This window comes from Providencia rettgeri (genome assembly GCF_023205015.1).
GTDB classification, from domain to species: domain Bacteria; phylum Pseudomonadota; class Gammaproteobacteria; order Enterobacterales; family Enterobacteriaceae; genus Providencia; species Providencia rettgeri_E.
Map to the genome: position 1 here is coordinate 3487230 of NZ_CP096258.1, position 21177 is coordinate 3508406.

A 21177-nucleotide genomic window follows, 5' to 3' on the forward strand; every position below is an offset into this window, starting at 1 on the left:
ATTAATGCTAATATAATAATTAGAATATAATTTAAAAAATAACAATTAAAACTAATCACTTACATATATAAAACCTCTTGAATAAGTTGATTTTAAAAATTATAATCTAGGAAATTATATTATATAAAAACCATCTCACTTAATAAGAATAATGTCCAACAATATCCCAACGAAATAAAACATCTTCAAAGACTTGGCCATATCCAATATTGTGCATCACTAAATAATTCTGTGTATTTGATGACTTTCTCGATGTTACAACACCGATATGTGGCCGACCATTATCCAAACGCCAAGAGACAATATCGCCAGGAATATAATCACTGGCATTCTTTGATATAGGCTTATTTTTCCCTTTTCGTGAGAAAAAAGCCTCTAAATTAGGTACGCGACGATGATCAATATTTGTATCTGGCTTACGCAATCCCCACATTCGTTGACTGGGGTATTGGCGAAAATTTGCTTTCATGTCTTCATGAACTAATTGTTGCAAATCAATACCAATTTTTCGGTAGCTTCGTATAACCACATCAGAGCAGACACCGTATTGTTCGGGCACATCACCATTCGGATAAGAAATTTGTCGATAAGATGGGTCATAAATAACTAAACGAGGCAACTGTTCCGCATGTTTAGCTAACAATAAGCTAGACCCATTAGCTATTTGTGCAAAAAAGAAAAAGATATATAAAAGCGATAATTTCAATCTGATGTCCCCAATAAAAAGAGTTCATCAAATCTATAATTAAATGCGAGGGAAAATAAGGGAGATAATCTTAATTACTTAGAAAGCGTAAATTTGGTCATAATAGGGTTATGATCAGATGCATCTGTCGGTAGTACAGTGCTATCTTTAACCTTCAATCCACGATAAAACACGTAATCCAAAGGACGACCAAAAGCCTTAGTCCGGTAATCATCACTAAATGCTATTTCTTTTAGACCCACACTACGAATAAACCGTTTTAATGCATTTACCCGTTGTCTACTCCATGCATTAAAATCCCCCGCAAGGATCACTGGCCCCACATGTTTAGCAATATGAACACCCAATTTATTTAGTTGTCGCGTATATACATCCACACCAAAACTGAAGTTAATTGCATGAACATTCGCGACCATCAAGTGCTTCCCATCTGGTAACGGGTATACTGTAATCAGCGCAGATTTAGCCAGTCGTAACAGTGGTTCTTTTTCTCTTAAAGGACAGCAATATATCGGATGTGAAGCAGCGAGCGTCATCACGCCAGCTGGATGAGGTGAAAAAGGTAATGCAGGTACTTGGTCAGCAATTAATTTATGTGATGCAGCAAAAGATATTAGCTCAGGTGACATTTGAGCCTCTTGCAACAAAATAAGTTTTCTATCCTTCACTAACTCATTAAGAGTGGGCTTCCAATTTGGCCTCTGCTGTTTGTAAATATTCCATGTAACCACATCAAGAGTTTCACCCGCAGCGAATAGAGGTAAACCTATTGGAAGTGATTCACCCAACATATGTACAGACATAGGCTGAATTCGTTTAGCGGGCTCACCTGCAATATACCGAACAGAATAGGTTCTTTTTGCCAAATTTGAAGTCCCTATATCACAGAAAAATAATGAAAATCTTACACTTTTTGATTAATTACTGGTTGTAGTATATCAAATTTGAGTAGTTATAGCTTATCAAATTTATCCCGATATCCACCCTACTCATAAGGTTTTTAACCTTTTTCACTAAAACGTTCTGTTCTTATCTGACTTTCTTACGAAATGATAACTATTTAATTATTCGCTACTTTATACCCCCTCAATCGGATCCACCATCTAAATAAACCTGGAAACACCCACTTTAATTTATTTTTCTCTCATTTTATCTACCCCTTATACTCCTTTGCTACCAAAAGAGATGTGAGCTGTTACTTACTAGTTTATATCCAGAGCTTCCATCATGATCACAATACCACCGAGTGTTATCTACCAATTGCTTGACTTAATTCTCTTAACTCATGTTGCCTCGCCCCACACTCAGCACTTGTCTCCGCGCACTTTTCAACATGTGAGCTGTTACTTACTAGTTTATATCTAGACCTTCCATCATGGCGCTAGTAGATAATCACTACCACACCATATCCAGTTAATTTTATTGCAATTATGCACACTAATTAAGGAACAAGTGAGTTGTTACTCACTACTTTAGTTCCAGACCTTCCATTCACAGCAGTAATAGATAACCACCACCACACCATATCCCGTTAATTTTATTGCAATTATGCACACTAATTAAGGAACAAGTGAGCTGTTACTTACTACTTTAGTTCCAGAGCTTCCATTCATGATCACAATACCACCGAGTGTTATCTACCGATTGCTTGACTTAACTCTCTTAACTCATGCTGCCTCACCCCACACTCAGCACTTGTCTCCGCGCACTTTTCAACATGTGAGCTGTTACTTACTAGTTTATATCTAGACCTTCCATCATGGCGCTAGTAGATAATCACTACCACACCATATCCCGTTAATTTTATTGCAATTATGCACACTAATTAAGGAACAAGTGAGCTGTTACTCACTACTTTAGTTCCAGACCTTCCATTCACAGCAATAATAGATAACCACCACCACACCATATCCAGTTAATTTTATTGTAATTACGCACACTAATTAAGGAACACGTGAGCTGTTACTCACTACTTTGGTTCCAGAGCTTCCATTCATGATCACAATACCACCGAGTGTCATCTGCCGATTGCTTGACTTAATTCTCTTAACTCATGCTGCCTAACCCCACACTCAGCACTTGTCTCCGCGCACTCTTCAACATGTGAGCTGTTACTCACTACTTTGTATCATGAACTTCCATTTGCGATAGTTATATTCATGACTAATCGCCCTGCGTAGAAGGATTAAATTAAGTGAGCCATTAAAAGAAAGAAGTCGGGAGTTGGGAGTTGGGTGTTGGGTGTTGGGTGTTGGGTGTTGGGTGTTGGGTGTTGGGTGTTGGGACATTAAGGGGCTTCACCTCTAACATCAACAATTAATGAGTTTCCCCAAACGCAAAAAAGCCACCCAATGGGTGGCTTCTTCACTAATTTAATGTCTGGCAGTTCCCTACTCTCACATGGGGAGACCCCACACTACCATCGGCGCTACGGCGTTTCACTGCTGAGTTCGGCATGGGGTCAGGTGGGACCACCGCGCTATTGCCGCCAGACAAATTCTGTTTGTTCCCGTTTAATGTCACTTTTATACACTAAACCAGAACGTCAATCTCAAACAAGCTGTGTGTCCTTCACCTTTCGGCTTCTCACTCTCTATCGAAAACAACTCTGTCTCTCTAAAACACCTTCGGTGTTGTCAGGTTAAGCCTCACGGTTCATTAGTATTGGTTAGCTCAACGTATCGCTACGCTTACACACCCAACCTATCAACGTCTTAGTCTTAAACGTTCCTTTAGGACCCTTAAAGGGTCAGGGAAGACTCATCTCAAGGCAAGTTTCCCGCTTAGATGCTTTCAGCGGTTATCTCTTCCGCACTTAGCTACCGGGCAATGCCATTGGCATGACAACCCGAACACCAGTGGTGCGTCCACTCCGGTCCTCTCGTACTAGGAGCAGCCCCTTTCAATCTTCCAACGCCCACGGCAGATAGGGACCGAACTGTCTCACGACGTTCTAAACCCAGCTCGCGTACCACTTTAAACGGCGAACAGCCGTACCCTTGGGACCTACTTCAGCCCCAGGATGTGATGAGCCGACATCGAGGTGCCAAACACCGCCGTCGATATGAACTCTTGGGCGGTATCAGCCTGTTATCCCCGGAGTACCTTTTATCCGTTGAGCGATGGCCCTTCCATTCAGAACCACCGGATCACTAAGACCTACTTTCGTACCTGCTCGAGCCGTCACTCTCGCAGTCAAGCTGGCTTATGCCTTTGCACTAACCGCATGATGTCCGACCATGCTTAGCCAACCTTCGTGCTCCTCCGTTACTCTTTGGGAGGAGACCGCCCCAGTCAAACTACCCACCAGACACTGTCCGCACCCCGGATAACGGGGCAACGTTAGAACATCAAACATTAAAGGGTGGTATTTCAAGGTTGGCTCCACGCAGACTGGCGTCCACGCTTCGAAGCCTCCCACCTATCCTACACATCAAGGCTCAATGTTCAGTGTCAAGCTATAGTAAAGGTTCACGGGGTCTTTCCGTCTTGCCGCGGGTACACTGCATCTTCACAGCGAGTTCAATTTCACTGAGTCTCGGGTGGAGACAGCCTGGCCATCATTACGCCATTCGTGCAGGTCGGAACTTACCCGACAAGGAATTTCGCTACCTTAGGACCGTTATAGTTACGGCCGCCGTTTACTGGGGCTTCGATCAAGAGCTTCTCCTTACGGATAACCCCATCAATTAACCTTCCAGCACCGGGCAGGCGTCACACCGTATACGTCCACTTTCGTGTTTGCACAGTGCTGTGTTTTTAATAAACAGTTGCAGCCAGCTGGTATCTGCGACTGGCTTCAGCTCCATCCGCGAGGGACTTCACCTAGCGCCAGCGTGCCTTCTCCCGAAGTTACGGCACCATTTTGCCTAGTTCCTTCACCCGAGTTCTCTCAAGCGCCTGAGTATTCTCTACCTGACCACCTGTGTCGGTTTGGGGTACGATTAATGATAATCTAGAGCTTAGAGGCTTTTCCTGGAAGCGGGGCATGAGCTACTTCATCACCGTAGTGACTCGTCATCGAACCTCAGCATGTAGTGAACCGGATTTGCCTAATTCACCTGCCTACATTCTTAAACCGGGACAACCGTCGCCCGGATAGCCTAGCCTTCTCCGTCCCCCCATCGCAATTATCACCAGTACGGGAATATTAACCCGTTTCCCATCGACTACGCATTTCTGCCTCGCCTTAGGGGTCGACTCACCCTGCCCCGATTAACGTTGGACAGGAACCCTTGGTCTTCCGGCGTGCGGGTTTTTCACCCGCATTATCGTTACTTATGTCAGCATTCGCACTTCTGATACCTCCAGCATACCTCACAGTACACCTTCACAGGCTTACAGAACGCTCCCCTACCCAACAATATTTACATATCGCTGCCGCAGCTTCGGTGCATAGTTTAGCCCCGTTACATCTTCCGCGCAGGCCGACTCGACCAGTGAGCTATTACGCTTTCTTTAAATGATGGCTGCTTCTAAGCCAACATCCTGGCTGTCTGAGCCTTCCCACTTCGTTTCCCACTTAACTATGACTTTGGGACCTTAGCTGGCGGTCTGGGTTGTTTCCCTCTTCACGACGAACGTTAGCACCCGCCGTGTGTCTCCCGTGATAACATTCTTCGGTATTCGTAGTTTGCATCGAGTTGGTAAGTCGGGATGACCCCCTAGTCGAAACAGTGCTCTACCCCCGAAGATGAGTTCACGAGGCGCTACCTAAATAGCTTTCGGGGAGAACCAGCTATCTCCCGGTTTGATTGGCCTTTCACCCCCAGCCACAAGTCATCCGCTAATTTTTCAACATTAGTCGGTTCGGTCCTCCAGTTAGTGTTACCCAACCTTCAACCTGCCCATGGCTAGATCACCGGGTTTCGGGTCTATACCCTGCAACTTATTCGCCCAGTTAAGACTCGGTTTCCCTACGGCTCCCCTATACGGTTAACCTTGCTACAGAATATAAGTCGCTGACCCATTATACAAAAGGTACGCAGTCACCCCACCCCAAAGCACATTCACTGCTTGTTTTGTGTGTTGGGCGTCGCAAAAAGCGCTCCGCCAACGCGTGTTGAATGTCACTTCAAAGTTGTCCTCAACACCAGAAAATGCTTTGGTGGTGGGGCTCCCACTGCTTGTACGTACACGGTTTCAGGTTCTATTTCACTCCCCTCGCCGGGGTTCTTTTCGCCTTTCCCTCACGGTACTGGTTCACTATCGGTCAATCAGGAGTATTTAGCCTTGGAGGATGGTCCCCCCATATTCAGACAGGATAACACGTGTCCCGCCCTACTCGTCGAGTTCACAACACTAACACCTTCGGATACGGGGCTATCACCCTTTACTGCCGGACTTTCCAGACCGTTCTCCTGATGCTAATGCTGATTAAGACTCTGGGCTGCTCCCCGTTCGCTCGCCGCTACTAGGGGAATCTCGGTTGATTTCTTTTCCTCGGGGTACTGAGATGTTTCAGTTCCCCCGGTTCGCTTCGTTTGACTATGTATTCATCAAACGATAGTGCAACGAATTGCACTGGGTTTCCCCATTCGGAAATCGTCGGTTGTAACGGTTCATATCACCTTACCGACGCTTATCGCAGATTAGCACGTCCTTCATCGCCTCTGATTGCCTAGGCATCCACCGTGTACGCTTAGTCGCTTAACCTCACAACCCGAAGGCGTCTTCTTACAACGAGTGACTGTGCTTCATGATTTCGGCGTTAGTCCGTGCGCGCAATGCTCACGTACTTAAAGTACGCTGCGCTTGCTGTGCGCGGGCTGCCTTGAACTCATTTCGCTCGTCGACTCGATAGTTCAAAGTACACTATTCAAGTTGAGATTTTTGAGAGACTCTCACATTGTTTAAGCGATAAACAATGTGCGTTGTTTTCAATTTTCAGCTTGTTCCAGATTGTTAAAGAGCATAATTATTCGCAATAGACTAGTTGACTAATCTATTCTGAATAATCAGAAAAATTTATGGTGGAGCTAAGCGGGATCGAACCGCTGACCTCCTGCGTGCAAGGCAGGCGCTCTCCCAGCTGAGCTATAGCCCCATAAAGGTATTTTCGGTATCGTCTCTTTCTTTTTATGAAAGAAATCAGTTATAAATTGAATTCAGGCAAGGCATAGATTGGCGAAGCTTACGTGGGTAAGCGAGCTAATCTATAACAAAGCATCAATTCAATTTTGGTAGGCCTGAGTGGACTTGAACCACCGACCTCACCCTTATCAGGGGTGCGCTCTAACCACCTGAGCTACAAGCCTATCGATACCGCTACTCTATTTCATCAGACAATCTGTGTGAGCACTTCACAAAAACACTTCAATGGTAAGGAGGTGATCCAACCGCAGGTTCCCCTACGGTTACCTTGTTACGACTTCACCCCAGTCATGAATCACAAAGTGGTAAGCGCCCTCCCGAAGGTTAAGCTACCTACTTCTTTTGCAACCCACTCCCATGGTGTGACGGGCGGTGTGTACAAGGCCCGGGAACGTATTCACCGTAGCATTCTGATCTACGATTACTAGCGATTCCGACTTCATGGAGTCGAGTTGCAGACTCCAATCCGGACTACGACGTACTTTATGAGTTCCGCTTGCTCTCGCGAGGTCGCTTCTCTTTGTATACGCCATTGTAGCACGTGTGTAGCCCTACTCGTAAGGGCCATGATGACTTGACGTCATCCCCACCTTCCTCCGGTTTATCACCGGCAGTCTCCTTTGAGTTCCCGACCGAATCGCTGGCAACAAAGGATAAGGGTTGCGCTCGTTGCGGGACTTAACCCAACATTTCACAACACGAGCTGACGACAGCCATGCAGCACCTGTCTCAGAGTTCCCGAAGGCACCAAAGCATCTCTGCTAAGTTCTCTGGATGTCAAGAGTAGGTAAGGTTCTTCGCGTTGCATCGAATTAAACCACATGCTCCACCGCTTGTGCGGGCCCCCGTCAATTCATTTGAGTTTTAACCTTGCGGCCGTACTCCCCAGGCGGTCGATTTAACGCGTTAGCTCCGAAAGCCACTCCTCAAGGGAACAACCTTCAAATCGACATCGTTTACAGCGTGGACTACCAGGGTATCTAATCCTGTTTGCTCCCCACGCTTTCGCACCTGAGCGTCAGTCTTTGTCCAGGGGGCCGCCTTCGCCACCGGTATTCCTCCACATCTCTACGCATTTCACCGCTACACATGGAATTCTACCCCCCTCTACAAGACTCTAGCTGACCAGTCTTAGATGCCATTCCCAGGTTAAGCCCGGGGATTTCACATCTAACTTAATCAACCGCCTGCGTGCGCTTTACGCCCAGTAATTCCGATTAACGCTTGCACCCTCCGTATTACCGCGGCTGCTGGCACGGAGTTAGCCGGTGCTTCTTCTGTCGGTAACGTCAATCGTTGTTGATATTAGCAACAACGCCTTCCTCCCGACTGAAAGTACTTTACAACCCTAGGGCCTTCTTCATACACGCGGCATGGCTGCATCAGGCTTGCGCCCATTGTGCAATATTCCCCACTGCTGCCTCCCGTAGGAGTCTGGGCCGTGTCTCAGTCCCAGTGTGGCTGATCATCCTCTCAGACCAGCTAGGGATCGTCGCCTAGGTGAGCCATTACCCCACCTACTAGCTAATCCCATATGGGTTCATCCGATAGCGCAAGGACCGAAGTTCCCCTGCTTTGCTCCTAAGAGATTATGCGGTATTAGCCACCGTTTCCAGTGGTTATCCCCCTCTATCGGGCAGATCCCCATACATTACTCACCCGTCCGCCGCTCGTCAGCGGGAAGCAAGCTTCCCCTGTTACCGCTCGACTTGCATGTGTTAGGCCTGCCGCCAGCGTTCAATCTGAGCCATGATCAAACTCTTCAATTAAAAGTAGTCTGATGCTCAAAGAATGTCTTACTGACCGTAACGTTCTTTTGTTCGGCTAACTTTGTCGGCTTCGCATCGCTTCCCCTCGCCGTACCTAAGTACTGCCTCGGGTTATCTCTGCTTGCCTTCGCGTTATCCTTCCAAAATAAGCGTTACTACCTTATTTCATATATATGAATTAACGTGTTAGTCACTCTTCAAGACTTAAAATCAAATATTTTTTTGATAGTGTCCTGTGAGTGCCCACACAGATTGCCTGATAAATTGTTAAAGAGCGTTGCGACTAAATCTTTCGATTTTCGACTTCGAGGTCGTTGTCGCGAGGAGGCGTATATTACGTTTTCCTCCGTGAGAGTCAAGCAATTTTTTGCTTTTTCTTTTCAGAATCTCTCGCTGCCGTTTCAGTGTTCATCGCGCTTTGCGTTGTCTTGTTCCCGGTCAGTGGATGCGCATTATAGGGAGTCAGAAAAATCTGGCAACCCCTTTTTTCATTTTTTTATTCAACTGCTTGCTTATCACTCAAAACGACTACTTTTTGATTCTTTTTAGTGCTTCTGGCAGTTCGGCAATACTATTAATAACAAGGTCTGCATTATTAATTGCCTCATCTGTGACTGGCTCGCCACTTTTTACTAATACGGTCGTACCGACGTTAGCACCTTTACCTGCTAACATATCAGCCAGTTTGTCACCGACCATAATGGATGAAGCCATATCTATCTTTAAAAAGTCTTGTGCATCTAATAGCATTCCAGGTTTTGGTTTACGACAATTACAGTCTTGGCGATATTCTTCTACTGTAGCTTCAGTATGATGAGGGCAAAAATAAATACCGTCTAAGTCAATACCGCGATCTGCTAATGACCAATCCATCCATTCTGTTAGTTGCATAAACTGGTCTTCTGTATAAATTCCCCGACCAATACCTGACTGGTTGGTTACGATAACTAATGCATAGCCCATCTTTTTTAATTCAAGCATTGCTTCAATTGACCCTTCGATAAATTCGAAGTCATCAATTTTATGCACATAGCCATGATCGATATTAATTGTTCCATCTCTATCTAAAAAGACTGCTGGGATCCCGTTACTCACCTGTTTGCTCCTAAAATTTAGTATTTTTTTAGTATCTCATGAAAAGAAATAAAAGGAGAATAGAATAAATAGAACAATCTTTATTGACTTAGACGTCTAGACGCCTTAACATCCAACCTTATTAGATACACTATCTAAAAACAATTCAGATAAAGTTAGAAACTATAAATGATAAAGCTCTCAAATATTAATAAAGTTTTCCAGCAAGGAAGCCGTAACATTCAAGCACTTACTGATATTAGCTTGCATGTGCCTGCTGGTCAGATCTATGGCGTTATTGGTGCTTCAGGTGCAGGTAAAAGTACGCTTATTCGTTGCGTAAATATGCTTGAGCGTCCAACTTCAGGCCAAGTTATTGTCGATGGACAAGATTTAACATCGATGACTGAAAAAACGTTGACGAGAGCACGTCGCGGCATTGGCATGATTTTCCAACATTTTAACCTGTTATCTTCACGTACTGTTTTTGATAACGTCGCTCTTCCTTTAGAACTAGATAATACGCCTAAAGAAAAAATTAGAGAGCGTGTGGATGAATTACTCGATTTGGTTGGGTTAACTGAAAAGAAAGATGCGTACCCAGCAAACCTTTCTGGCGGGCAAAAACAACGTGTTGCTATCGCTCGCGCATTAGCTAATTCGCCTAAAGTATTGCTCTGTGACGAGGCAACAAGTGCATTAGACCCCGCGACAACTCGTTCAATTTTAGAATTATTGAAAGATATTAACCGCCGATTAGGCCTAACTATCTTATTGATTACTCACGAAATGGATGTTGTAAAACGTATTTGTGACCAAGTTGCTGTAATCAGTGGTGGGCAATTAATCGAGCAAGACAAGGTGAGCGAAGTATTCTCTCACCCGAAAACACCTGTCGCTCAAGCGTTTATTCAATCAACATTAGTGATTGATATTCCAGATGATTATAAAGAACGATTAAAAACAGAGCCTGGTAAGGACTCATCACCATTACTCAAGCTTGAATTTACAGGGCAGTCTGTTGATGCGCCTTTAATTTCAATGGCTGTACGCAAGTTTGATATTGATATTAATATTTTAAGTTCACAAATTGACTACGCGGGTGGCGTAAAATTTGGGGTGATGTTAGCCGAGCTACATGGCATTAATGGTGGCGTTGAATCCACAATTGCATTTCTGAAAGAGCATCACGTGAAAGTAGAGGTTTTGGGTTATGTCTGAGAGAATGATTTATCTGCTGATTAACGGCACAATTGACACTATCACAATGACCTTTGTTTCCGGCTTTTTGGGTTTTGTTTTAGGTTTACCATTAGGTGTATTGCTCTATATTACACGCAAAGACCAGGTCATGGAAAATGTAGGGTTATATCGAGCTCTTGCCGTTGTCGTAAATATTTTCCGTTCAGTGCCATTTATTATTTTACTGGTTTGGATTATTCCATTAACTTCGTTTCTTGTTGGGACGACTATTGGCTTAAAAGCGGCAATCGTTCCTTTAACAATTGGCGCTGCACCATTTATCGCTCGTATGGTTGAAAATGCGTTATTAGAAATTCCAAGCGGTTTAATTGAATCAGCCCGTGCGATGGGTGCAACTCCTCTTCAGATTATTCGTAAGATTTTGATCCCAGAAGCATTGCCAAGTTTAATTAATGCAGCCACTATCACGTTAATTATGTTAGTCGGATATTCTGCAATGGGTGGCGCTGTTGGTGCCGGTGGTTTAGGTCAAATCGCACTACAATATGGCTATCAGACCTATAACCCTGTAGTGATGAATACCGTTATTGTTCTCCTCGTCATTTTAGTAAACCTTATTCAGTTTGGTGGCGAGTATTTAATGAAAAAAGTTTCACATCGATAGTTAGTAAAATAGCTGCGCCATTAAGGTGCTTATAACGTCCGTTTTAAAGGGGTAAACCAATGTCTATTAAATTAAAATCTATCGCAGTTGTCGGCGCGCTATTAGGCACACTCATTCTCACTGGTTGTGGTGAAAAAGAGAAAGATGCCAACAGCATCAAAGTTGGTGTGATCATGGGCAAAGAATTAGAAGTTGCTGAAGTCGCACAAAAAGTTGCTAAAGAAAAGTATGGTTTAAATGTTGAGCTCGTTTCATTTAATGACTTCGTTTTACCTAATGAAGCGTTGAGTAAAGGCGATATCGATGCAAATGCATTCCAACACAAACCTTATCTTGATCAGCAAATTAAAGATCGTAATTATAAATTAGTCCCTGTCGGAAATACCTTTATTTATCCAATTGCGGCTTACTCTAAAAAAATCAAGTCGGTAGATGAACTCGCTGATGGTTCACAAATTGCGTTACCAAATGACCCAACTAACTTGGGCCGTTCATTACTGTTACTACAACAACAAGGTTTAATTAAATTAAAAGATGGTACTGGCTTAATGCCGACTGTTTTAGATGTGGTTGAAAACCCGAAAGACCTGAAATTTGTTGAGTTAGAAGCGCCTCAATTACCTCGTGCTTTAGATGACCAAAAAATTGCATTAGCGATTATCAATACAACTTGGGCAAGTAGTGCTACACCTAAATTAACCCCAGCAAAAGATGGTTTATTTGTTGAAGATAAAGATTCTCCATACGTAAATATTATTGTTGCTCGTGAAGATAATAAAGATAACGAAAATGTGAAGAAATTTATTCAAGCATATCAATCGGATGAAGTTGCAAATAAAGCAAATGAAGTCTTCGATGGTGGTGCAGTTAAAGGTTGGTAATCTTTTTTATTATTTAAAAAACGATTAAAATACTAGACGGCTTAACGCCGTCTAGTATTTTTTGTAATTTATAGACTATAAAAACAACGCGGCATTATTTTGAATAATATAAGAAAGGTATAACTTATGAGACTGTTATTGCTCACTTTGGTAACATTTGTGTTAGCCGGGTGTGGAATTAACCAATACACGAGTCCAGGGCAAAATAAAGGTTTCACTAGTATGAAATTGTCTAAACCTGTACCGAAAGTAGCAGAGCCAGACACAGCAAACGTTAAATTAATGAACAGCCCAGAAGAGTTATTAGGGATGCCTTTCAAAGATTTGGGTGTTGTCTCCGGTGAATCTTGTCGAGAAAGCGTTCAAAGCCCTCCGGCAAATTTAAATACCGCAAAAAAAAGCATGTTATCACAAGCTGCCTATATTGCTGCTGATGCCGTACTTTTACATCAGTGCCAAACTATGACCTCTCCGGGTTGCTATCAGGCAACAATTTGTGAAGGCAGCGCATTACAAATTGTTGAATAAATATCTTATGCAATCTTTTCAGTTTAATGTTATTGGGCACATTGAATCTCCGTATAAAGAAAAGTTTGCAATCCCTCGCCAACCTGGACTTGTTCAGGCTGGTGTGGGCCGCTTACATTTGCATTCGCCATTTAACGACCCTAATTCAGTACGAGGACTCAATCAATTTAGCCATGTGTGGGTTTTATTCGTTTTTCATCAAACGATGGAAAATGGTTGGAAACCACTCGTGCGTCCTCCAAGACTCGGGGGGAATGAAAAAATGGGTGTTTTTGCGACTCGTTCAACTTTTAGGCCAAACCCAATAGGTATGTCACTTGTTGAATTACGTGGAATAACAATCAAAAACAACCAGGTGATCCTTGAGCTTGGTAGCCTTGATTTAGTTGATGGCACCCCGGTTATCGATATAAAACCTTATTTACCTTTTGCTGAAGCAGTATCAAACGCAACCGCAGGATATGCACAAGACACACCTTCAGATGATATGCAGGTTATATTTACCCCACAACTAGAAACTGAATTAGATGTTTATCAAAATCAGTATCCGGGTATTAAACAATTTATTTCACAAGTCTTAATGCAAGACCCTCGCCCCGCATACAAAAAACAATCTACTGAAACACGTGACTATGCCGTTCATTTATTAGATTTTAATATTCGTTGGCGAGTAATTGATGGTGTGACTGAAGTATTCGCTATCGAACCATGCGAAAAATCACGTTAACCCCTTTTGGCAAGCCTCCGTCACTGGTAGACTAGCTCACTATATACCTTGGCAAATAAATCGTTTGCCATAACTTATTGTTCTAATGGAACCTATACAATGCGTACTAGCAAATATCTGCTCTCAACTCTAAAAGAGACCCCTGCGGATGCAGAAGTTATCAGCCATCAGCTGATGCTGCGTGCAGGAATGATCCGTAAACTTGCTTCTGGTCTGTATGACTGGTTACCCACTGGTGTGCGTGTTCTACGTAAAGTAGAAACCATCGTCCGTGAAGAAATGGAAAATGCAGGCGCTATAGAGGTATCTTTACCCGTCGTTCAACCTGCAGATTTATGGCAAGAAAGTGGTCGTTGGGAACAGTATGGTCCTGAATTGCTGCGTTTTGTTGATCGTGGTGAGCGCCCGTTTGTTCTCGGTCCGACTCATGAAGAAGTGATTACAGATTTAGTGCGTAACGAAATCACGTCTTACAAACAATTGCCATTGAATTTATTTCAAATTCAAACCAAATTCCGTGATGAAGTTCGCCCACGTTTTGGCGTGATGCGCTCGCGTGAATTTATTATGAAAGATGCGTACTCTTTCCACACTAGCCAAGAATCATTGCAAGAAACCTATGATGCGATGTACGAAGCCTACAGCAAAATTTTTACGCGTATTGGCTTTGATTTTCGTGCTGTTCAAGCTGACACTGGCTCTATCGGTGGTAGCGCATCCCACGAATTCCAAGTATTAGCGAAAAATGGTGAAGATGACGTCATTTTCTCTACTGAATCTGATTACGCAGCTAACATTGAATTTGCAGAAGCATTAGCACCAACAACACCACGTTGCGCTCCAACAGAAGAGATGCGCTTGGTGGATACGCCAAATGCAAAAACAATCGCAGAGCTTGTTGAACAATTCAATTTGCCTGTTGAAAAAACCATTAAGACATTGATTGTTCATGCGAAAAAGGATTCAGGCCATTCACTTGTCGCTTTGCTAATTCGAGGCGACCATGAGTTAAATGAAATCAAAGCAGAAAAACATCCTTTAGTCGCTAGCCCATTAGAATTTGCCACTGAAGCTGAAATTAGAAATGCGGTGAATGCAGGCCCTGGATCTTTAGGCCCTGTAAATATGCCACTGCCGATTGTTATCGACCGTAGCGTTGCAGTGATGAGCGACTTTGGTGCAGGTGCAAATATTGATGGAAAACACTATTTTGGTATCAACTGGGAACGTGATTTAGCATTACCACAAGCTTTTGATTTACGTAACGTAGTTGAAGGTGACCCAAGCCCAGACGGTAAAGGTGTACTGCAAATTAAACGCGGTATCGAAGTTGGTCATATATTCCAATTAGGCACTAAATATTCAGAAGCAATGAAAGCTTCAGTCCAGAATGAGGATGGACATAACCAAATAGTCACTATGGGCTGTTATGGCATCGGTGTAACGCGTATTGTTGCTGCTGCTATTGAACAAAGCCATGATGACCGCGGAATTATTTGGCCGGATGCAATTGCTCCGTTCCAAGTGGCTATTTTACCGATGAATATGCACAAATCTTATCGTGTTAAAGAAGTTGCAGAAAAACTTTATGCGGACCTAAAAGCAAGCGGTATTGATGTGATTTTCGATGACCGTAAAGAGCGCCCAGGCGTGATGTTTGCCGATATGGAGTTGATTGGTGTTCCATACACTATCGTTATCGGTGACCGCAACTTAGACAATAACCAAATTGAATATAAATCACGCCGTAGTGATGATAAAGAACTGGTTGGCCTAGAAAATGTCATTAGCTTCCTAAAAGGTAAGCTCGGTAAATAAAATAGGTTAAAAGCTAGAAAATAAAGCCCAAATTTCAGTTAATCCATTGAATTTGGGCTTTTTCTTTAAATATCTCGGTACGAACCAATCTTAAAACCATCCACCAAAATCTGTGATTTTAAACGCTCAGATGTTAATACTTCCAATTCATTTAAACGTGGATAAGCATAGTTACTTTTTAGTAATTCATTATCAATAAAAGCAGGATGGCTCATAACTTCAATAGAGTTATTCCCTTGTGCTTTAGCTTCATTAATAATCTTCAAAAACAATGCTTCTGAAATTTCATCACCATAAAACTCACTGCTGAAACAGTCAGTGCTTGCCACTTGATATGATAATGGCGGCCAATTTTTCTCTAATTGGCGGTCAACTCGCAATGCAACGCCCTTTTCTTGGGCGAAAGCAACAACAATCGGAAAAATACCTTCTATCATATGGATATGATGATGACTATCAATATGGCTCGGTTTTCGACCAAAAATTTCGATAAATTTTTGATATTGCAGATTTAACTCTTGTTCAATTTCAACCAATGGTAAATCATTAATATCAATATCCCAGAGCCATTTGCCCAACATCCCACCACGGCTAAGTGTCGGCATTGATGAGAAAGGCTTTCCCGCAGTTAAAACAAAATGCATACCCACAGCTAAATTCGGATTTTCTTGGCTTAATTTAGCCGCATGGGATATTGCGGGCATATTCATCATCGCGCTAGTCGAATGAACAACTCCATTACGATGAGATTCGATAATGCCGTAATTAACCGCTTCACAAAGTCCAAAATCATCGGCATTCACAATAAGTAATACAGCCATATGCTCTCCCTTAATACGATAAGCTATTTCGCTTATTAACCTTCTTGCTCAAGCTGTTGTATTGCTTTAGCAAAGTTCGGTAGATATTTTTTATGGGCGATAAGTAATTCCTTAGAAATTAAACGCGCATCGTTATCTGAGTGAATCAATGGGTTTAAATTCATCGCCAGTAACACATCATTAAACTGGCCATTTACTGCGGCTTTGCTAGTCGCAACTTCAAAATTTTTTAAGGTATAAATTAAGCCAAGGACTTTATCATCAAAATGTTTTACACGTGGATGCGGTTTTGCACCATCATGACCTAATATGCATGTCATTTCGACTGTCCAGTCTTCAGGGATATTACCAATATGTCCATGATGTGGAATATTAACGTAGTGCTCAGTTTGTTTGTCATTGTATATCGCATTGATGACTTCACAAGCCGCATCTGAATAATAAGCTCCACCTCGTAATTCAAGCTCTTTAGGTTTTACATCTAATGTTGGGTTTTTATATAGTTCAAATAATTGGTGCTCAACTTTTTGTACAATCTGTGCCCTAGCACCACCTTTATAATACTCACCAAGCTCAATCGCTAGCATTTCCTTTGGTTTAAAGTAATACAATAAATAGGAACACGGGATCAGATTTAACCCTCGAATTAACCCTTCATCAAAAGCAAGGTCAGTAATATTTTTAACTGAATTTGCACTTAACGTTCCAGAGGCAATACCCTCTAATAATTCATTAAATCGCGATGAACCATTTACAATAACATCTTTGATAAAAACCATATGGTTTAAACCAAATAAATCGATAGATAATTCATCACTATTGGATAATTTTAAAACATCGGTAATAAACATTTTCATACCGATTGGGATATTACAAACACCAATAAAACGTTTGAAGTTGGTATGGCGATATACCGCCTCAGTTACCATCCCTGCTGGGTTGGTAAAATTAATTACCCATGCGTTAGGGCAAATCTCTTCGACATCTTTAATAATGTCAAAAATTACAGGTATAGTTCGTAGCCCTTTAAATAATCCACCAGCACCATTGGTTTCTTGTCCTAAATAACCATGTTTTAAGGGGATTGATTCATCTAATTCACGTGCTTTTAATTGCCCAACTCTTAATTGAGTTGTGACAAAATCAGCGTCTTTTAATGCTTCTCGCCTATCAAGCGTTTTAAATATTTTGAGTGGTATATTGGCATGTTTAACCATTCGCTCGCATAAATTATAGATAATATCTAATTTTTCTTTACCTTCTTCAACATCCACTAACCACAATTCAGTAATAGGTAATTCATGGTAACGTTTAATAAAACCTTCCAGTAATTCAGGAGTGTAGCTACTCCCTCCGCCAATAGTGACAACTTTTAATTTCTGTTTCTGAGTCATATTAACCTCATTGTACCTTTATAATAGACATAGAAAAGCACACCATCTTTATAAAAAAGATGGGTATGCTAGAGATTTTTGGAAATGGAAAGCTTATTTAGGTAATAATTTAACCTACCATTTTTTGTTCAACACTAAATAGATTTTTTCGATAATCACTCGGTGTTAATGAAGTTAGTTCTTTAAATTTTTTCACAAATAAACTTGGACTGCTATAACCTGATTCAAAAGCAATATCTGTAATTGAATAGTTAGTTATTTCAAGTTGCTTTTTAGCAAAATTAATTCTGATATCATTAATAATCTGCATTGGCGTTTTGCCATAATAACGTTTTGTTGCTCGGGTTAAGTATTCTTGTGATTTCCCCGTTATAGCGATCATATTTTGTAGAGCGCTTTCACTAAACATAGCGATATCATGCATTTCTTCCAATGTACTTTTTAACCACTGAGGTGCATCATCTCGCATACTTTTTTCACGATAATGACGTAATCGATTTACCACATTAAATGTAACTAATTCAATAAATTCATTAAATTCACTGTCGCGAAAATTTAACGATGCGATCACAGACTCTATATAAGCCATAAATTCATTTTTCAATTGATAGCCTTGTGATGCAACAAAGCAACTTGGTAATAGTGGTAAATAATGCTTATCAAAAAATGATTTGCTAATACCAACATTCAATATTCGTGTTGGCCCAAAATCATAAGCGCTTTCGTGATAAGAGCCTATCGGAAGAAAAATAAAATCCCCTCGCTCTAATAAAACTTTTTTTCCATTAATTATTTGGTAACAACGACCCGTTAAAACGATCATATACTCATAATAATCATGTTGATGCAGTCCACTTGCACTCTCAACTTTATTATAAATAAAGACATGAAAGGTTTTATTATTAAAAAGCTCACTTTCTTGAACTAGTTTAACTTCAGCATTAGTGTCGGTTCTATTCATCAGTGCCTGCATCATGGCTCCCTCTCTAATGGTTTAATTTTTCATGTAACTCAATTAACTCTGTAATTAATTCACGGGCTAACATGGCATTCATTAAATGATCTTGTGCATGAACAAGGACTAAGCTAACTTTGATCCGTCCTTCCCCCATATCACTTTCAATCAATTGAGTTTGCACTTTATGCGCCTCATTCAGCGAAGAGTGCGATTGCGCCATTAAACTTTTTGCTGTCTCATAGTCACCTTCTTTCGCCTTTTTTAATGCAGTATAAGCTAAGCTTCTTGCTTGCCCCGAATTAATAATCAGCCCCATAACAACTTCTTCAAGCTCATCCGTAGCGGTATCGTCTTGGATATCATTAAGTTCAAACATATTTTTATCTCTTTTTAATGGGAGGAGCACGCTCCTCCCTATTTTAAAACTTCAGTGCGTTAGCAATATCTTCTTCACTTTCTTCTTCATCGATTGTGTTTTGTGCTTTATTCGAAATCACAACGAATGGTAGATAAACGAGTACCGCCACACCAAGGTTAAATAATGCAAGTAATAAGGCAGCGATACTACCATTAGTATTGAAGAATGCAGCTAGCCCTGTTGGCATTGTCCATGGTGCGATATTCGTCACGGGTGGGATAATCCCTAAATAATAAGCTGCGACCATTATTCCAGCCAATAGAGGCTGAATAAGAATAAATGGAATAAACATGACTGGGTTCATAATGATCGGCAGACCAAAGATAATCGGCTCATTAATTTGGAAAATACCTGCTGGTAATGCTAATTTCGCAACCTGGCGATGATCGGCACGACGAGATGCAATAAAGATAGCAATAATTAATCCTAATGTAGCCCCGGTTCCACCTAAGAATACATAGGAATCAAGCATCGGTTTTGCCCACATATGGAAAGATTTACCCGCGGCAATCGCAGCGTCAACTGAACCATACTCTGCATATAAAGACACGTTTTCTAATGCCCACGGTGTCATTATTCCACTGTCTAATGCGGTTAATGCAAGAGAGCCGTGAATACCAAAGAACCATAAGAGAGACGTAAATACTACATATGCCCAGCCAACAACATTCCCCATAGAGGCAAGTGGTGTGGATACTGTGTCCATAATGATTTGGTGGAAATTACTACTAATGCCACTTAGTGCCCACGACACAATTCCCATAATCGATAAGATAATAAAACCAGGAATAAGTGCAGAAAATGAGCGTGAGACGGATGGAGGTACGCTATCTGGCAATCTAATCACCCAATTACGGCGAACAATAAAAGCGAACATTTCAGCAACGACTAGACCAAGAATGATCCCTGAAATGATATTTGCCCCACCGAGCCAATTAGCGCCAACAGCATAAGCACCATTAACGTCATAAGGCGTGACTGTCATAAAAGAAGCAACAGCCAACAAACCAGCAGCGAGTGGATCAACTTTTCTCTCTTCTGCAAGTGCCATTGCAATGAAGAAAGGCGCCATTAAGGACATAATCCCCAATGTCCCGTTATAAACATTTCCACCGATAACTTTAAAACCATTTAGTGTTTCTATCGTTGATGGCTCTAGTCTAACCCCCAAAGAATAGAAAAATGACCCTGTATCAAAACTCAGAAAAACATTATTAATTAACACAAACATCGCCCCAACTAAGGTCAGAGGCATAATTCGAATAAAACCATTCTTTATTGCATTAACATGAGGTTGCTTTCCCAATCTAACCGCGAATGGAAGGAGTACCTTTTCAAGCGAAGTGATAAAAAGACTCATAAAAATACCCTCAATTTTTTGAGTGTGCTCCATTCTTAACTTATTACGTTGTATTCATAGCGTTAGTATTGATGGAGTTATTATGTTGTAGAGGTAGTAAATAGCTTATGGGTATTAACTTGCTGTTTGTTTTTTTATAATTGCAACGGCGGCTTTTAGTACACCAAGCCCATCCACTTTTCCGTATAAGAGTGAATCAATGACTTCAACTGGCTTATTAGGTAATAATTTCTGAATATCCGATAACATCCACGCAATTTGCGGGCCCAGCAATATGACATCCGCATCGACACCTTTTTCTGAAGCTAAGCTTTCAGGGAAGGCTTCTATATTGACAGGTACATCGTATTTTTCTGCTTGCAGTCTCATTTTGTTAACTAGCAGTGAGGTAGACATTCCTGCAGAACAAAATAGATAAATATTTTTCTTATTCATTCCTTATCCTTTAATTCGTTCTATTTTTTATTACCGCTGTGACTTATAAATTTTCTTATAGGCTTATCATGTAATCTAACCTTGCACACTAAAGAACATAATTATCTCTAGTTGAAGGGAGTATACTGTCTTCCCTGCACTTACGATAATTCAAACTAGCTAACAATTGTCTCCTATTGACCATCAGCTATGACGACCTTCACATTTATATAAATATTTTGCGTCAATAAAAAAGTTATATTGATATCAAATAATGACAAGAAATGAATTAAAGGTGGGTAATACGACATTTTAATCGAACATTTACAGCCCAAAAAAAGACCCACTT

15 protein-coding genes, 2 tRNA genes and 3 rRNA genes are annotated in these 21177 nt (G+C 41.5%); 6 read left to right on the forward strand and 14 right to left on the reverse strand.

Annotated features, from left to right (window positions below; translation table 11 throughout):
* Positions 1-139 precede the first annotated feature (139 nt).
* From M0M83_RS15840 to gmhB, 8 genes are all read right to left on the reverse strand, one after another.
* Positions 140-685, reverse strand: coding sequence for a DUF1287 domain-containing protein (locus tag M0M83_RS15840; protein WP_413776253.1), 546 nt, complete (start codon positions 683-685; stop codon positions 140-142).
* 95 nt (positions 686-780) lie between these two features.
* On the reverse strand, positions 781-1572 hold the full coding sequence (locus M0M83_RS15845; RefSeq protein WP_213914321.1) for an endonuclease/exonuclease/phosphatase family protein: 792 nt from the start codon (positions 1570-1572) through the stop codon (positions 781-783).
* A gap of 1511 nt (positions 1573-3083) precedes the next feature.
* Positions 3084-3199 (reverse strand): 5S ribosomal RNA (gene rrf, locus M0M83_RS15850).
* Between the two features lie 144 nt (positions 3200-3343).
* Positions 3344-6361: ribosomal RNA gene (locus M0M83_RS15855) — 23S ribosomal RNA — on the reverse strand.
* Between the two features lie 315 nt (positions 6362-6676).
* Positions 6677-6752 (reverse strand) — tRNA-Ala (locus M0M83_RS15860).
* A gap of 134 nt (positions 6753-6886) precedes the next feature.
* A tRNA-Ile gene (locus M0M83_RS15865) sits at positions 6887-6963 on the reverse strand.
* Positions 6964-7028: 65 nt separating this feature from the next.
* Positions 7029-8568 (reverse strand): 16S ribosomal RNA (locus M0M83_RS15870).
* Together the 16S, 23S and 5S rRNA genes with 2 tRNA genes alongside form the textbook arrangement of a ribosomal RNA operon.
* Positions 8569-9096: 528 nt before the next feature.
* The gene (gene gmhB / locus M0M83_RS15875; RefSeq protein ID WP_004915273.1) at positions 9097-9663 is read right to left on the reverse strand and encodes a D-glycero-beta-D-manno-heptose 1,7-bisphosphate 7-phosphatase; all 567 of its coding nucleotides are present in this window, start codon (positions 9661-9663) and stop codon (positions 9097-9099) included.
* Between the two features lie 168 nt (positions 9664-9831).
* On the opposite strand from gmhB, the gene metN reads away from it, so the two are divergent.
* From metN to proS, 6 genes are all read left to right on the forward strand, one after another.
* Positions 9832-10863, forward strand: coding sequence for a methionine ABC transporter ATP-binding protein MetN (gene metN / locus M0M83_RS15880; RefSeq protein WP_248466924.1), 1032 nt, complete (start codon positions 9832-9834; stop codon positions 10861-10863).
* The gene (gene metI / locus M0M83_RS15885; protein ID WP_004257375.1) at positions 10856-11509 is read left to right on the forward strand and encodes a methionine ABC transporter permease MetI; all 654 of its coding nucleotides are present in this window, start codon (positions 10856-10858) and stop codon (positions 11507-11509) included. Before metN ends, metI begins: the two co-directional genes overlap by 8 nt.
* Positions 11510-11568: 59 nt before the next feature.
* Positions 11569-12390 (forward strand): MetQ/NlpA family lipoprotein, encoded by an 822-nt coding sequence (locus tag M0M83_RS15890; protein WP_213914633.1) that lies wholly within the window; start codon positions 11569-11571, stop codon positions 12388-12390.
* Positions 12391-12516: 126 nt separating this feature from the next.
* Entirely contained in the window at positions 12517-12918 is a 402-nt protein-coding gene (rcsF, locus tag M0M83_RS15895; protein WP_125890266.1) for an Rcs stress response system protein RcsF, read from the forward strand.
* 7 nt (positions 12919-12925) lie between these two features.
* A complete protein-coding gene (tsaA, locus tag M0M83_RS15900) occupies positions 12926-13645 on the forward strand; it encodes a tRNA (N6-threonylcarbamoyladenosine(37)-N6)-methyltransferase TrmO (RefSeq protein WP_248466925.1) in 720 nt (239 codons plus the stop codon).
* A 99-nt stretch (positions 13646-13744) separates the two neighbouring features.
* The gene (proS, locus tag M0M83_RS15905) at positions 13745-15463 is read left to right on the forward strand and encodes a proline--tRNA ligase (protein WP_248466926.1); all 1719 of its coding nucleotides are present in this window, start codon (positions 13745-13747) and stop codon (positions 15461-15463) included.
* A 65-nt stretch (positions 15464-15528) separates the two neighbouring features.
* On the opposite strand, the gene chbG is transcribed toward proS, so the two are convergent.
* The 6 genes from chbG to M0M83_RS15935 form a co-directional block, all read right to left on the reverse strand.
* Complete coding sequence (gene chbG / locus M0M83_RS15910; protein ID WP_213914636.1) at positions 15529-16284, reverse strand: chitin disaccharide deacetylase; 756 nt, start codon at positions 16282-16284, stop codon at positions 15529-15531.
* 35 nt (positions 16285-16319) lie between these two features.
* Positions 16320-17678: a 6-phospho-beta-glucosidase gene (locus M0M83_RS15915; RefSeq protein ID WP_248466927.1), complete on the reverse strand. Its 1359-nt coding sequence runs from the start codon at positions 17676-17678 to the stop codon at positions 16320-16322.
* Positions 17679-17787: 109 nt separating this feature from the next.
* Positions 17788-18654 carry a transcriptional regulator ChbR gene (gene chbR, locus M0M83_RS15920; RefSeq protein WP_125890271.1) on the reverse strand — a complete coding sequence of 289 codons (867 nt, stop codon included), beginning with the start codon at positions 18652-18654 and terminating at the stop codon, positions 17788-17790.
* Positions 18655-18664: 10 nt separating this feature from the next.
* Entirely contained in the window at positions 18665-19012 is a 348-nt protein-coding gene (gene chbA, locus M0M83_RS15925; protein WP_248466928.1) for a PTS N,N'-diacetylchitobiose transporter subunit IIA, read from the reverse strand.
* A 43-nt stretch (positions 19013-19055) separates the two neighbouring features.
* Complete coding sequence (gene chbC / locus M0M83_RS15930) at positions 19056-20414, reverse strand: PTS N,N'-diacetylchitobiose transporter subunit IIC (protein WP_125890273.1); 1359 nt, start codon at positions 20412-20414, stop codon at positions 19056-19058.
* Between the two features lie 114 nt (positions 20415-20528).
* The gene (locus M0M83_RS15935) at positions 20529-20849 is read right to left on the reverse strand and encodes a PTS sugar transporter subunit IIB (protein WP_248466929.1); all 321 of its coding nucleotides are present in this window, start codon (positions 20847-20849) and stop codon (positions 20529-20531) included.
* Between the last annotated feature and the right edge of the window lie 328 nt (positions 20850-21177).

Excerpts from the sequence above, each read along its gene's own strand:
- M0M83_RS15915 (WP_248466927.1), bottom strand. The coding sequence starts at position 17,678 with ATGACTCAGAAACAGAAATTAAAAGTTGTCACTATTGGCGGAGGGAGT.
- M0M83_RS15890 (WP_213914633.1), top strand. The coding sequence starts at position 11,569 with ATGTCTATTAAATTAAAATCTATCGCAGTTGTCGGCGCGCTATTAGGC.
- chbR (WP_125890271.1), bottom strand. The coding sequence starts at position 18,654 with ATGATGCAGGCACTGATGAATAGAACCGACACTAATGCTGAAGTTAAA.
- rcsF (WP_125890266.1), top strand. The coding sequence starts at position 12,517 with ATGAGACTGTTATTGCTCACTTTGGTAACATTTGTGTTAGCCGGGTGT.
- M0M83_RS15935 (WP_248466929.1), bottom strand. The coding sequence starts at position 20,849 with ATGAATAAGAAAAATATTTATCTATTTTGTTCTGCAGGAATGTCTACC.
- chbA (WP_248466928.1), bottom strand. The coding sequence starts at position 19,012 with ATGTTTGAACTTAATGATATCCAAGACGATACCGCTACGGATGAGCTT.
- metN (WP_248466924.1), top strand. The coding sequence starts at position 9,832 with ATGATAAAGCTCTCAAATATTAATAAAGTTTTCCAGCAAGGAAGCCGT.
- tsaA (WP_248466925.1), top strand. The coding sequence starts at position 12,926 with ATGCAATCTTTTCAGTTTAATGTTATTGGGCACATTGAATCTCCGTAT.
- chbG (WP_213914636.1), bottom strand. The coding sequence starts at position 16,284 with ATGGCTGTATTACTTATTGTGAATGCCGATGATTTTGGACTTTGTGAA.
- chbC (WP_125890273.1), bottom strand. The coding sequence starts at position 20,414 with ATGAGTCTTTTTATCACTTCGCTTGAAAAGGTACTCCTTCCATTCGCG.
- metI (WP_004257375.1), top strand. The coding sequence starts at position 10,856 with ATGTCTGAGAGAATGATTTATCTGCTGATTAACGGCACAATTGACACT.
- proS (WP_248466926.1), top strand. The coding sequence starts at position 13,745 with ATGCGTACTAGCAAATATCTGCTCTCAACTCTAAAAGAGACCCCTGCG.